Annotated in this window: 15 protein-coding genes; 9 read left to right on the plus strand and 6 right to left on the minus strand. The window is 35.1% G+C overall.

Annotation, left to right across the window (positions count from 1 at the left end; translation table 11 throughout):
• The 3 genes from NJT12_RS00315 to hemA form a co-directional block, all read right to left on the minus strand.
• Positions 1-675 (minus strand): uroporphyrinogen-III synthase, encoded by a 675-nt coding sequence (locus NJT12_RS00315; RefSeq protein ID WP_271333930.1) that lies wholly within the window; start codon positions 673-675, stop codon positions 1-3.
• Complete coding sequence (gene hemC, locus NJT12_RS00320) at positions 675-1,598, minus strand: hydroxymethylbilane synthase (RefSeq protein WP_271333931.1); 924 nt, start codon at positions 1,596-1,598, stop codon at positions 675-677. Before hemC ends, NJT12_RS00315 begins: the two co-directional genes overlap by 1 nt.
• Before the next feature lie 114 nt (positions 1,599-1,712).
• Complete coding sequence (gene hemA, locus NJT12_RS00325) at positions 1,713-2,963, minus strand: glutamyl-tRNA reductase (protein ID WP_271333932.1); 1,251 nt, start codon at positions 2,961-2,963, stop codon at positions 1,713-1,715.
• Between the two features lie 228 nt (positions 2,964-3,191).
• Here hemA and NJT12_RS00330 point away from each other — a divergent pair, with 228 nt between their 5' ends.
• The 7 genes from NJT12_RS00330 (at position 3,192) to NJT12_RS00360 (ending at position 9,238) form a co-directional block, all read left to right on the plus strand.
• Positions 3,192-4,064 (plus strand): helix-turn-helix domain-containing protein, encoded by an 873-nt coding sequence (locus tag NJT12_RS00330; RefSeq protein ID WP_026982335.1) that lies wholly within the window; start codon positions 3,192-3,194, stop codon positions 4,062-4,064.
• 70 nt (positions 4,065-4,134) lie between these two features.
• Complete coding sequence (locus tag NJT12_RS00335; RefSeq protein WP_271333933.1) at positions 4,135-4,599, plus strand: hypothetical protein; 465 nt, start codon at positions 4,135-4,137, stop codon at positions 4,597-4,599.
• Positions 4,600-4,745: 146 nt separating this feature from the next.
• Positions 4,746-5,759 carry a ferrochelatase gene (gene hemH / locus NJT12_RS00340; protein WP_271333934.1) on the plus strand — a complete coding sequence of 338 codons (1,014 nt, stop codon included), beginning with the start codon at positions 4,746-4,748 and terminating at the stop codon, positions 5,757-5,759.
• A 78-nt stretch (positions 5,760-5,837) separates the two neighbouring features.
• Positions 5,838-6,377 (plus strand): CopD family protein, encoded by a 540-nt coding sequence (locus tag NJT12_RS00345; RefSeq protein WP_271333935.1) that lies wholly within the window; start codon positions 5,838-5,840, stop codon positions 6,375-6,377.
• 133 nt (positions 6,378-6,510) lie between these two features.
• Positions 6,511-7,926: a sensor histidine kinase gene (locus NJT12_RS00350; protein ID WP_271334112.1), complete on the plus strand. Its 1,416-nt coding sequence runs from the start codon at positions 6,511-6,513 to the stop codon at positions 7,924-7,926.
• 10 nt (positions 7,927-7,936) lie between these two features.
• A complete protein-coding gene (locus NJT12_RS00355; RefSeq protein WP_271333936.1) occupies positions 7,937-8,719 on the plus strand; it encodes an enoyl-CoA hydratase/isomerase family protein in 783 nt (260 codons plus the stop codon).
• A 117-nt stretch (positions 8,720-8,836) separates the two neighbouring features.
• Positions 8,837-9,238 carry a hypothetical protein gene (locus NJT12_RS00360; protein WP_271333937.1) on the plus strand — a complete coding sequence of 134 codons (402 nt, stop codon included), beginning with the start codon at positions 8,837-8,839 and terminating at the stop codon, positions 9,236-9,238.
• A gap of 279 nt (positions 9,239-9,517) precedes the next feature.
• On the opposite strand, the gene NJT12_RS00365 is transcribed toward NJT12_RS00360, so the two are convergent.
• From NJT12_RS00365 to NJT12_RS00375, 3 genes are all read right to left on the minus strand, one after another.
• A complete protein-coding gene (locus NJT12_RS00365) occupies positions 9,518-10,171 on the minus strand; it encodes a metal-dependent transcriptional regulator (RefSeq protein ID WP_271333938.1) in 654 nt (217 codons plus the stop codon).
• Between the two features lie 96 nt (positions 10,172-10,267).
• The gene (locus tag NJT12_RS00370) at positions 10,268-12,139 is read right to left on the minus strand and encodes an Nramp family divalent metal transporter (protein WP_271333939.1); all 1,872 of its coding nucleotides are present in this window, start codon (positions 12,137-12,139) and stop codon (positions 10,268-10,270) included.
• Positions 12,140-12,213: 74 nt separating this feature from the next.
• Entirely contained in the window at positions 12,214-12,606 is a 393-nt protein-coding gene (locus tag NJT12_RS00375) for a Fur family transcriptional regulator (RefSeq protein ID WP_271333940.1), read from the minus strand.
• A gap of 93 nt (positions 12,607-12,699) precedes the next feature.
• On the opposite strand from NJT12_RS00375, the gene NJT12_RS00380 reads away from it, so the two are divergent.
• Together NJT12_RS00380 and NJT12_RS00385 are read left to right on the plus strand one after the other, a co-directional pair.
• Entirely contained in the window at positions 12,700-13,047 is a 348-nt protein-coding gene (locus NJT12_RS00380) for a MerC family mercury resistance protein (protein ID WP_271333941.1), read from the plus strand.
• Positions 13,048-13,049: 2 nt separating this feature from the next.
• Positions 13,050-14,252, plus strand: a complete 1,203-nt coding sequence (locus NJT12_RS00385) for a GTP-binding protein (protein WP_271333942.1) — start codon at positions 13,050-13,052, stop codon at positions 14,250-14,252.
• Positions 14,253-14,255: the final 3 nt, after the last annotated feature.

The raw sequence follows: 14,255 nt of genomic DNA on the forward strand, positions 1-14,255 counted from the left end.
TTAAAGCTTATTGCTGTATTCAAGAATTACATCCTCGATCACATCTTCAACCGTTGGCTGATCAGCAATGACGATATTTTTTGTTATTTTATCTAAAGCTTCCGCAGTGGTTTCTCCAATACAGAAGCACTTTTCTTTCTTAATAGTATTGTCTTTCAAATAACTTTCAACGCCGGAAGGACTAAAAAATAAGATGCCATCAACGGTATTCTTTACTTTCTGTGGCGTTAATGACGTATCATAAACCTGAATTTCGTTGAATTTCACGTCGGCCTCTTTTAGAGCTTGTGGTAAAGTTTCTCTTCTAAGATTTCCGCTAAAGAAAGTATAACTTTCATTGCGATAAATCAAAGTGATAATTTCAGCTAAATCAGCAGCATATCCAGTGTAAGCCACAACATTAAATCCGCTTTCAGATAAAAGGATTTTAGTTTTTAGGCCCACACAAAATACATTCTTGCTTTTCAGTTCTTCTGATTTTGGATCTGCTAAAACACTATGAACCGCATTCTGACTCGTGAAAATCAGATTCTCGTTAATGTCTTTAAGCTCGAAAGGCTTGTTTTGTGTTTGAATAAAATCAGATTCAATTACTTCAATATTGGCTTTTACCAATGCTTGTTTCTGTTCGCCCGATAGCTTTTTTGTAGATAATATTTGAATTGATTTACTCATTATTTTTTTAGTGATTCTTTAATAGATGCCATCAATTCTGCTCCGCCATTGTTTAAAATTTCCTGTGCGGCGAAGAATCCCAGTTTTTTCCATTCTGAGATATCTACTGTTTTGTCAATTTCAAGTTTTTGTTTTCCGTCAATAGAAAGTAAAACACCTTGAAAATGCAAAGCATCTTCCTCTTCATTATAGTTTACTAAAGCTCCAATTGGTGCGGTACAGCCACCTTCAAGAGTTCTTAGAAACTGACGTTCGATATAGGTACAGATTTCAGTTTCGATATGGTTTAATTGCGAAAGTGCATCAAGTGTGTAATTGTCGTTTTCCATTGCCACAACAAGCATTGCGCCTTGTGCAGGTGCGGGAACCATCCAATCTAGATTGATGAAATTTTCTGGTTTCAGGTTAATGCGCTCCAGACCTGCAGCAGCAAAAACAGCTCCGTCCCAGTTATTGTCTTGTAATTTTTGCATACGCGTGTTTATGTTTCCGCGTAAATCAACAACAGTATGATTAGGGTATTTGTTAAACCATTGTGCCTGGCGTCGTAAACTTCCGGTTGCAATAGTACTTGGATTGGCAAAAGCAGGATTTCCTTTATGAATTAAAATGTCCAAAACATTCGCTCTCTCCAAAACTGCCGCCTGAACAATGCCTTTTGGTAAAGCCGTTGGCACATCTTTCATAGAATGCACAGCAATATCAATATCGCCGTTGATCATAGCAATATCCAAAGTTTTAGTGAAGATTCCGGTGATTCCAAGTTCGTAAAGAGGTTTGTCGAGAATAATATCGCCTGTAGATTTTACAGCAACAATCGAAGTTTTATAACCTAGATCGTTTAGTCTTTTTTCGACAGTATGCGCTTGCCAAAGTGCCAATTCGCTATCGCGAGTTCCAATTCTGATTGTTTTTTCAGCCATTTTGTTGAATTTCACCATATAAGTTATGTAAGATAATTTAAGCAGTTGGGTTGAAAAATAATTAACTGTTTGCTATTAAATGAACTTATTTAACTTATATGGTTTAAATTTTATTTAAGATGCTTTTATTTTAAAGACTTTTTCGATCCATTCGATACTTTCATCAACCATGGTGTCGTCGTCTTTTAAGTGATTTGCGAAATGTGTAGTGATTTTTTGGATGATTCTGTTGCTGATGATTTCAGCTTGAGCTTCATTAAAATCTGCAATTTTTCGGCTTTGAAAATCTAACTCTGAAACTTTAATAGCATTCAGTTTTTCTTTTAAAGCATTAATGGTTGGAGCAAACTTGCGTCCTTTAGTCCATGTTACAAATTCCTCTTTTACTTCCTCGATAATAGCTTCGGCAGCCGGAATGTGTAATTTTCTGTTCTCAAGAGTTTCATCTGTCAGTTGCGACAAATAATCCATGTGAATCAAGGTTACACCTTCTAATTCCTCCACATTTTCATGAACGTTTTTCGGGATTGATAAATCTAAAATCAATAAAGGTTTCTTTAGATTTAAAATTGCTTTGTCAACTGTTGGGTTTTGAGCGCCCGTAGCAACAACAACAACATCAGCATTTTGAAGTTCTAAGTGTAACTCCGAATAATCTTTAACAATCAAATTAAGTTTTCCGGCCAATTTCTCCGCTTTGTCCTTAGTTCTGTTGATTAAAGTGATGTGTTCGTTTTTGGTATGTTTGACAAGATTCTCGCAAGTATTTCTTCCGATTTTTCCTGTTCCGAAAAGTAAAATATTTTTATTGCCAATATCTTCTACATTTTTGATAATGTATTGTACGGATGCAAAAGAAACCGAAGTTGCGCCTGAGCTAATTTCAGTTTCATTTTTGATCTTTTTGCTTGCCTGAATCACCGCATTAACCAATCTTTCTAGGAAAGCATTTGCTAATCCCATAGACTTTGAATGGGCAAAACTGGTTTTTATTTGTGAAATAATCTCAAAATCGCCTAAGATCTGACTGTCTAAACCAGTTCCTACGCGAAACATATGACTTATAGCTTCTTGATTTTTGTAGACAAAACCAACTTTCTGAAAAGCATCGACTGAACCGTTGCTGTTATCACAAATTAGTTTTATTAATTGAAAAGGATGTTCTGCAAAACCATAAATCTCGGTTCTGTTGCAGGTCGAAGTCACAATTAAACTTTCTATTCCTTCTTCCTTAGCCTGTTCCAGCAAACGCGTTTTTGCAATTGCATCCAAACTAAATTTACCTCTTACCTCAGCATCGGCTTTTTTATAACTCAGACCAACTGAGTAAAAATAAAGATGTTTCGGTACGTTATTGTTTTCCATAAATTCACTTTCATAAAAGTGTCAACAAAATTATGATTATAGTGTTTATAAAAGTAACGCTCAAAGTACTTTTTGTATCGCTACATGTTTTTTTGTTTCTAAAGAGCTGTTTTTATGCAAAAAGAAGTATTTTTGTAGCAAAATCAATTGGTTAGAAACGTTTTGTTTAGAGTGATTCTAAATAAGCTCAGGTGATTATCTTGATTTTTATTTTAAAAAAACATCGCTATGAGTTCTCAGGAAATTATTAAAATTGAAGACGACTTTACGCTTATCCGTTTTCAAAACGACAGTTTAGAGCCCTTTTTCGGACAACATGAAGTAGGTAGTGGCCTGATACAGTTTCATTTCGGGATAAAAGGGAATGCCAAATTCTTATTCAATCAAGGCAGTTATGCTTTAGATCTAAAAGAAGAAAAATCGCTCCTTTTATACAATCCGCAGAAAGAACTACCACTCAATTTAGAGTTAGCTCCAAATTCCTGGGTAATCTCAGTAATTGTCTCAATTAAGAAATTTCACGCGTTGTTTTCTGCAGAAGCAGATTATATTACTTTTTTAAGTCCTGATAATAAGGACAAAAAGTATTATAACGAAGGAAATATTAGTCCTTCTATGGCTATTGTGTTGAGTCAGCTGTTTCATTATAACCTACATCCATCAATAAAAAACCTTTATTATAAAGGAAAAGGATACGAATTGCTGAGTTTATACTTTAATAGAACCGAAGATCCAAACGCAGAACAATGTCCGTTCTTGATTGATGAAGATAATGTTTTGAAAATCCGAAAAGCCAAAGAAATCATCATCGCCAATATGGCTGAACCACCTGGATTACAGGAGTTGGCAGATGAAATTGGTTTGAATTTGAAGAAACTTAAAATGGGTTTCAAGCAAATTTATGGCGATACGGTTTACGGATTTCTATTCGATTATAAAATGGATTTCGCCCGAAAACTACTCGACAGCGGTTCTTATAATGTAAACGAAGTAGGATTGAAAATTGGCTACAGCACCGGAAGTCACTTTATAGCGGCTTTCAAGAAAAAGTTTGCCACAACGCCTAAGAAATATTTGATGTCGATTAATACGAATGTTTAGAATGGTAAGAAGGTATTCAATAATTTTATTGGTTTTCTTAATTATCTCTTGCAAATCAAAAGAAGAAAAAATGTTTTTTGATTTTGACAGTGTTGAATATTATTCATTGAATAAAAGTAAAGAAGAGGAAATGGGAGAGAACAATAGTAATAGCATTGATAATGGTATTTTTGATAAAATCTTTTTTGAAAATTATCCTGAGAAAGTAAATAATGCTATTTTTTACAAAACAATTAATTCTAATGGGTTTTCTAAATTTGAGTTATCCAAAAAAGACATTCAGTATTTAAGAGATGATATTTTTTTAGAGAAATCCTCTTTAAATATGTTTGAAAATGCATATGCCTGCGCACCTCAATATAGAGATGTTTTGGTTTTTAAAAAGAATAAAGAAATCTCAGGGATAGCGAAAATATGCCTTTCCTGTCGACAGTTTTATATAGTTAGTTCTAAAAGGGAAATTCAGATGGAAAACTTTGGAACAGAGGAAGAATATAAATCATTGGAAAAGCTATTTCAAAAATATAAAAACTAAAATGTTTAAAAGCATCAATTTTATATATCAGTACATAAATAAAAAAGAATAATTATCATATTTCTAAGAAGTGGCAAGTTCTACTTTTGACGAAAATTTAAACAAATGCTTAAAGCCTAAAGCTTAAAGCGTAAAGCAAAGAATAAATGAAAGGCGTATTATTAGTAAACTTAGGATCTCCGGAAAGTCCGGAACCAAAAGATGTAAAACCGTATTTAGATGAATTTTTAATGGATAAATACGTGATCGATGTTCCGTATTTATTAAGAGCTTTATTAGTTCGTGGAATTATTTTAAGAAAAAGACCCGAAGAATCAGCTCATGCTTACAAAAAAATCTGGTGGGATGAAGGCTCTCCTTTAGTTGTGCTTTCAGAAAGAATGCAGAAAAAAGTACAGCCTTTAGTGAATGTACCGGTAGCGCTTTCTATGCGTTACGGAAGTATGACCATCGAAAAAGGACTTCAGGAATTGCATGATAAAGGAGTTACAGAAGTATTGCTTTTCCCTTTATATCCGCAATATGCCATGGCTTCGACTTTGACGATTTTAGTGAAAGCCGAAGAAATCCGTAAAAAGAAATTTCCGCAAATGACATTTACCGATGTTCCTGCGTTTTATAATAAACCAGATTACATCAAGAATTTAGCCGATTCGATTCAGAAACATTTAGTTGGTTTTGATTACGATCATCTATTATTCTCGTACCACGGAATCCCGGAACGTCACATTCGTAAAACCGATGTGACAAAATCGCATTGTAAAATCGATGGTTCTTGTTGTAATACGCCTTCGCCGGCACACGATTTCTGTTACCGCCATCAATGTTATGAAACTACCAGACAAGTCGTGAAATTATTAGGACTTCCGGCAGATAAATACAGCCTGACTTTTCAGTCACGTTTAGCAGGTGACAAATGGTTAGAACCTTACACAGATGTTGAAATCGATAAAATGCCAGGAAAAGGAATCAAAAATCTTGCAGTTGTAACACCAGCTTTCGTTTCAGACTGTTTAGAAACATTAGAAGAAATTGCAATGCGTGCCAAAGAAGACTTCGAGAAAAACGGAGGTGGAAATTTCTTAGCGATCCCATGTTTGAATGACGATGACGAATGGTGTGAAACTGTTGGGAATTGGATTAACGAGTGGGCTAAATAATATTTGCTTCAAGTTTAAGGTTTCAAGTTATGATCAACTTTAAAAAAACCTTAAACTTGAAACTTGAAACAAATAATAATGGAATACTATAACTACTTAAAATCATTACATCTTATTTTTGTAATAACCTGGTTTGCAGGTTTGTTTTATATTGTGCGTTTGTTTGTGTATCAAATAGAAGCGAATGAAAAACCATCGCCTGAAAAGGAAATTTTACAAGCGCAATACAAAATAATGACCTACCGTTTGTGGTACATTATTACGTGGCCTTCAGCAGTTCTGGCGAGTCTTTTTGCGTTTAGTTTATTGTATCTCAATCCAGGATTAATATATTTGGATTATATGCAGGTTAAATTTGGTTTCGTTTTTGCATTGTATTTATATCATGCAAAATGCCATCAGATTTTTAAGCAATTACAAAATGATGAGGTAAAATATTCCAACAATTTTATGCGTTTATGGAATGAAGGTGCAACAATTATACTATTTGCAGTAGTTTTTTTAATAATTGTAAAAAGTGCCATCAACTGGATTTTCGGCGTAATTGGAATCTTTTTATTCTCAATTATCATAATGCTTGGTTTCCGATTTTACAAAAGAATAAGAGAGAAAAAATAGTTTAAATTGTTAATGGTGAATTTTAAACGCACTAATAATTCATAATTAACAATTTATAATTAACAATTAAAAAAATATGCTGAACAACTTCAAAATGTCGATGCTTTCTCTTCGTGTCAGGATTTTCCTTTCGATGATTGTATTGATTGTTGTCGCATCTTTTTTATTGGCTTCTATTTCGATTATTCAGTTTAAGAATGAAGCCAAAGAATACCATCAGGAACGTCTCGAGCGCAAAGAAAATGCCGTAAAAGAACACATCAATTATGTGCTTTCTACGACGACTTATCCTTTAAAAACAGGAAATCTGGATCTTATTTTTAAAGATAAAATCCACGAACTGGCCCAGATTCACAAAATCGAAATCAATATTTACAGCCTTGACGGAAAACTACTAAAATCATCAAAAGAATCATTTGCGGTTGATAAAGTAGCGCCTCCTGTTCCGGATTATATCCTGAAATTAGTACGTTCATCCATAGAAAAGCGTTTTGTAGACATTAAAACCATCGACGGAGTCAAAAATCGTTCATCATATAGTTTGATCAAAGACGAAAAATTTAAACCGCTAGGTATTTTAAATCTTCCTTATTTAGAAGACGACGGTTATTATGATAACGAGTTGAATACTTTTTTGATTCGTTTAAGTCAAGTGTATTCGTTTATGTTGGTTGTCGCTTTTGCATTGGCCTATTTCCTTTCGACTTATATCACGAAATCGCTGAAAACGATTTCAGATCGTTTAGAAGAAACCAATCTGGATCAGAAAAATGAGAAAATTGTGTTAGAAGCCAATAGCAAAGAAGTTAACTTCTTGATAAAGGCTTATAACGGAATGGTTGAAAAACTCGAAACCAGTGCCATAAAACTTGCCCAAAGCGAGCGTGAAGAAGCGTGGCGTGAGATGGCAAAGCAAGTAGCGCACGAAATTAAAAACCCGCTTACGCCGATGCGTTTGACCGTTCAGAGTTTTCAACGTAAGTTTGATCCAACAGCTCCGGATGTAAAACAGAAATTAAACGATTATTCTGAAACTTTAATCCAACAAATAGATACGATGACGGCGGTAGCTTCGGCATTTTCGAATTTTGCTTCGATGCCGGCGCAACAAAACGAAACCTTAAATGTGGTCGAGGTTGTAGAGCTTTCATTAGATATTTTCAACGAAGATTATATTGTTTTCGAAAGCGAAGAAGAAGAGATTATCTCAAAAATGGATCGTACGCAATTGATCCGTGTCATTACGAATCTCGTTAAAAATGCAACGCAGGCGATTCCCGAAAGTCAGTTTCATAAATCTATTGTAGTTACTGTAAAGCGTAGAGACAATAATGTTGAAATTGCCGTAAAAGACAACGGAATCGGAATCCAGAAACAAGATACGAGTAGAATCTTCGAGCCAAAATTTACCACCAAAACCAGCGGAATGGGACTAGGACTCGGAATTATAAAAAACATTATCGAAAATTACAAAGGAACAATTACCTTTGAATCAACATACGGAAAAGGAACTACATTTACCGTTTCTTTACCTATCACAAACTCATAAAATCAGCGTCATGAACTACGAAAATCTTTTAATCTCGATTGAAGAAAAAATTGCGACCGTAACCATTAACAGACCTACAAAACTAAACGCTTTAAACAAAGCTACGATTAGCGATCTAGGTAAAGCAATAAAATTATTAGGCAAAAATGATGATGTTCGGGTAATCATAATTACCGGAAGTGGCGAAAAAGCATTTGTTGCCGGAGCCGATATTTCAGAATTTGCCAATTATACGATTGTCGAAGGCGCACAATTAGCAGCCGAAGGACAAGAAAAGTTGTTTGATTTTATCGAAAATTTAAAGAAACCCGTAATTGCTGCAGTAAATGGTTTTGCTCTTGGCGGTGGTTTAGAATTGTCTATGGCATGTCATTTTAGAGTCGCTTCAGAGAATGCAAAAATGGGATTGCCGGAAGTTAGTTTAGGATTAATTCCGGGTTACGGAGGAACACAGCGTTTACCACAATTAGTAGGTAAAGGACGTGCGATGGAAATGATCATGACTGCAGCAATGATTTCGGCCGAAGAAGCCAAACAATACGGCTTAGTAAATCACGTTGTACCTCAGGCGGAACTTTTAGATTTTACTACTGGAATTGCACAAAAAATCATTAAAAATGCTCCTTTTGCAATTACTAAAGCGATAAAAGCGATCAATGCCAATTATAAAGACGGTAAAGACGGTTTCGATACCGAAATAAAATCATTCGGAAAATGTTTCGGAACTCAGGATTTTAAAGAGGGAACAACAGCATTCTTAGAAAAACGTAAAGCTGAATTTACAGGGAAATAATTTTCTTAACCGCAAAGTTCGCAAAGATTTACGCAAAGGACACAAGGAAATTAAAAAACTTAGCGAACATTGCGTAAATCTTTGCGAACTTTGCGGTTAAATAATAACACAAACAATATGTCCTACGAATCAATATTTGCTCTTTTTTGCGAACGCGTCAAAGAAAGCATTCAAGCCGGTACTTTTGCCAAACTAACTCTGGCAAAAACCATCGGTGATACCGAAATCAAAAACATCTATTTCCGTTTAGCGATAAACGAAGATAACACCTATTCAATCGCATTAACAACGCGCTACAAAACCGAAGAAATCGAAAGTATTCATGCTTTAGACGAAGCTTTATTGATGTTGGGAACTTACATCAAAAATCCGTTTTTAACTGCTTTGTTATTTACTACAGATAATGATATAACTTTCAAAGTGAATAAGAAAAATGCAGGAAGTATTATTGAGCAAGAACCAACATTTAAAAATGCGTCGCCGGTAATGTTAGAAATGATCGAGAAAGGAATTGTTTAATAATGGCTTTTAGGATTTCTAGGAGCTAATCCCGCTATCCGTTATAATCTTTTGTGCCGAACCCCGGCACAAAAGGATTTTCACTTCTATCGGGGCTAGGACATTCGGTGTGTGTCAGGCTGAACGATCCCGAAGTTTCGGAAGAAGCCCTCGTTTCCTGAATTCGTCATCATCAACGGATTAAAATCCGTTGCTACAAAATAGTTCGTTCCTCCGGAACTTTATAAAAAATCTTCGTGAACCTTCGTGCAATTCTCCGTGAATCTCTGTGAAATAACCCTAAACCAGCTTCACAAACAAATTCGAAGCTATTTTATTCGAAATAGACAATTCACGACCATCAATTTTAATCTTAACAGATAAGTCGAACGATTCTTTAGACAAAAGTTGAATTTGCGAACCGAGAGCAATTTCTTGTTTGTCCAGATATTTCAAAAATTCAGATGAAGTATCTTTAACCCCCACACAAACTCCGGTTTGATTGTCTGTTAATTCAGAAAGTAAGTATTTCTCGATCTTAACAATTCTTCCATGAGCGTCGGGAATCGGATCACCATGCGGATCTTCGGTAGGATTTCCCAGAAAATCATCCAGACGATTAATCAATTGTTCGGATTTGATGTGTTCCAGTTGCTCAGCAATATCATGAACTTCGTCCCAAGAGAAATTTAATTTATCCACTAAAAAAACTTCCCACAAACGATGTTTTCGAACAATCATTTTGGCTGCTAACTTTCCGTTTTCGGTCAAAGAAACGCCCTGGTACTTTTTATAATTCACCAAATCTTTATCCGCCAGCTTTTTGAGCATATCCGTAACCGATGAAGCTTTAGTCTCCATCATTTCAGCAATAGCGTTCGTACTTACTTCTGAATCATTAGAAGTAGTAAGATGATAAATCGATTTTAGATAATTTTCTTCTGAAAAAGTCATTTTTTGCAAGGTTCTAAGGTTCTGAGTTGCTAAGGTTCTAAGTTAAAAGCCTCAAAGGAAAAACCTCAGAAACTTAGCAACTCAGAACCTTAGGCACTATTTTTTAACAATCAACAAAGGTATTGAAATTTTATGTCTCAATTTGTCTACCGTTGTGCCAAATAAAATATCTTTTAATCCAGTGTGGCCGTGGGTTCCCATAACTAGAATGTCAAAATTTCCGGTATTAATAATCTTCGGAATCACCGTGTTAGGTTTTCCAAAACCAAGTTCAGTTTCGATCCTGAATCCCTTCTGCGAAAGCATTTCTTTATATTCTAATAATAATTTTTCGTCGATAGTCGTCTCGTGATCGTCAACATGTTGCCCATACATTAATGCACCAACGGTTTCTACAATGTGAATTAAGGTGTATTGCGCGTCGATTCCGCCCAATTCGAAGGCATTATTTAGTGCAGCTTCATCTGCTTTAGAAAAGTCTACAGAAATCGCTATGTTTTTCTTGCTATAAATTTCTTTAGGCGCATACACTAATTTTAAATGATGAGGTGAATGATTATCAATATTTGATTTTGCTCTTGCTATAAAAGGTTTGAAAACAATATAAAGTAATAAGCCTAAAAATCCAAAAGCAAGCGGAACAACCGTTAACCAAAGAATTATTGGATGACTTGCAGCTTCAATCCATGAACTAATTTCGTCGTAAACCAATTTTGCATTCAGCGAAACAATAATCAAAGCAATAATCCAGGCAGCTATTTGTGTAGTTCGTGAAATGTGAAAACCCTTCATTTTAGATTTATCACTCACAAAATGAATCAAGGGAATAATTGCAAAACCTAATTGCAAACTCAAAATTACCTGGCTCAGAATCAATAGTTTTCCCGTTACGCTATCTCCATAAATTAAGATCACGACAACAGCCGGAACAATCGCAATCAAACGGGTTATAATGCGTCGAACCCAAGGCTGAATTCTTAAATTCAAATAACCTTCCATTACGATCTGACCTGCTAAAGTTCCCGTAACGGTCGAGCTTTGTCCTGCAGCAATCAAAGCAACGGCAAATAAAATGGGCGCCCATTTGGTTCCTAATAAAGGTTCGAGAAATTGGTGTGCATCCTGAATTTCGGCAACTTCAAACATTCCATTTTTATAAAATGTAGCTGCGGCTAAAATTAAAATGGCAGCATTTACAAAAAAGGCCAGGTTAAGGGCAATGGTTGAATCAATAAGATTATATTTCAACGCTTGTTTTATTCCCGCCGGAGTTCTGTCGAATTTTCGGGTTTGAACTAAAGAGGAATGCAGGTATAAGTTGTGAGGCATGACGGTTGCTCCAATAATCCCGATAGCAATGTATAAAGCGGCAGAATTGGGCATTGAAGGAATAAGTCCGTAGAGTACTTTATCTAATTCAGGTTCTGCAAAAATCATTTCGAAAATGAACGAGAAACCAATAATGGCGACTAATACAATAATAAAAGCCTCCATTTTACGGATCCCTTTATTGATTAAGAACAATAATAAGAAGGTATCTAAAACGGTAATTAAAACGCCTTCGATCAACGGAATATCAAAAAGGAGATTGATCCCGATTGCCATTCCTAAAACTTCAGCAAGATCACAAGCCGCAATGGCAATTTCAGCCAGAAAGTATAAAATATAGTTGATGAATTTCGAATAGGTTTCTCTTGATGCCTGCGCTAAGTCACGTTGTGTCACAATTCCTAAACGTGCGCTTAAGCTTTGAAGCAACAAAGCCATTAAGTTGCTCATTAACAAAACCCAAAGCAAAGAATACCCAAACTGGCTACCACCGGCAATATCTGTTGCCCAGTTTCCCGGGTCCATATATCCAACACTTACTAAATATGCCGGGCCTAAAAAGGCTAATATTTTTCTGAAACCTGTTTTTTTATTTTGTGTTGCGACCGATTGGTGAACTTCTTCTAAAGATTTACCCATTGTAAAAATGTTGTTTGAACAAATATATAGAAAAATTATATTCGCTCAACAATATTTTTAGACAAGTCTAAAACTTAAATGTTAGAATTCAAACAATTTGGGCATAATCCTGACAACGTAAAGTTTATATCATTGACTTTGTAATTGTGCGGAATAATATAACTCGGCTTTACATTTTCAAGGCAAGTTATTTCCAAACACTTCTCACAACTAAAATGAGCATGATTATGAATGTGCACACGTTGTGCATGATGATGGCATTTTGCATACTTAACCGTTCCGTCAAGATTCACGATTTTATGAACGATATCGTCATTAACTAATCGTTCTAAGATTCTGTAAATAGTAACACGATCGCATAAATCTCCCGTTTGTTTCTGAATTTCGGCGTGCGAGAGCGCGGTTTTAGATTTACCAAATATCTCTAAAACGGCCGTCTTTGCTACTGTATTTCTTGTTGTTTTCATTTTTATGGAATTAAAAATATTATCGCAACAATGTTGCAATTAAAAATAATTGATATATTTGCAACAAAATTGCATTAAGCAAATGTACTGAAAATGAAGAAATCTACCACACCTTTTTACGATATTTTAGGAATCTCAAGTGCAACCATTTGTTTGGTTCATTGTCTGGTTTTTCCGCTTTTAACAATTTTGCCAATAGGTTTAAGCCACAATCCTTTTATCGATTTGATATTTGCGGTGATGGGACTTTTTGCCATTTTCAAAATTATAAATAAATCCAGTCTTTTAATATCTACAATCCTTGTTATTTCTATGGCATTGATCTGGATTAGCGTTTTAAGCGAACTTTTTCTGGAGATTCATCTTGATCTGATCTTTATTGGAGGTATCGGAATGATCATCGGGCATTTTTTAAATTATAAAAATCATAAACAATCGTAACAATGAAAAAATTACCCGTAACGGTACTAAGCGGATTTCTGGGTGCCGGAAAAACAACGCTCCTCAATCATATTCTTCATAACAAAGACGGATTAAAAGTTGCTGTCATTGTCAATGATATGAGCGAAGTAAATATTGATGTGCGGCTCGTGAAAAATGAACATACTTTATCAAGGACCCAAGAGAAATTAGTAGAAATGACCAATGGCTGTATTTGCTGCACCTTACGGGAAGATTTAATGATTGAAGTCGAAAAATTAGCCAAAGAAAACAGATTTGATTATTTGCTTATAGAAAGTACTGGAATTAGCGAGCCTATTCCCGTTGCACAGACTTTTTCTTTTGTGAATGAAGATGAGAATATCGATTTATCGAGATTTAGTTATATCGATACGATGGTTACGGTGGTGGATAGTTTTAATTTCTTTAAAGATTTTGGTTCTGCCAAAACATTACAGGAGCAAAATTTATCTGATATTGAAAATGATAATCGAACAATTGTGAATCTTTTGGTCGATCAGGTAGAGTTTGCTAACGTGATTATTTTGAATAAAACAGATCTAATCAGTTCTGAATCATTGGAAATACTGAAAGCTTCGATTCAAAAACTCAATCCAGTGGCGAGAATAATTACTTCGGTTTTAGGGAAAGTGAATCCAAATGTAATTATAAATACTGGATTATTCAATTATGAAGATGCTGAAAATTCCGCAGGTTGGATTAGAGAATTAGAAGGAATTCATACGCCCGAAACCGAAGAATACGGAATCAATTCTTTTGTGTTTCGGGATTCAAAACCTTTTCATCCCAATCGATTATGGAATTTCATTACTTTTCATTTTCCGTCCAACATTATTCGAAGCAAAGGATTATTATGGATGGCATCAAGACCGGAGCAGGCCATTAACTGGAGTCAGGCGGGCGGATCTATGAAAGCCGAAGGTGCCGGAGTTTGGTGGGCAAGTATGCCGCTCAGCGAAAGAATGACTTTTAACAATTTTGTTGAATTTCAGGATATTATAGAAGAACGCTGGACTTCTAAATTTGGGGACAGACTCAACGAAATTGTTTTTATTGGCCAAAAGATCAATGAAACTGAAATTATCAAAGGACTTAATAACTGTCTTTGCACCGAAGATGAAATTGTAGATTATCATGACGGTTTCTTCTCTACAAAAGATCCTTTTCCAATTCCGAGAAATTAGTAA

This window comes from Flavobacterium azizsancarii (assembly GCF_027980145.1).
Lineage (GTDB): Bacteria > Bacteroidota > Bacteroidia > Flavobacteriales > Flavobacteriaceae > Flavobacterium > Flavobacterium azizsancarii.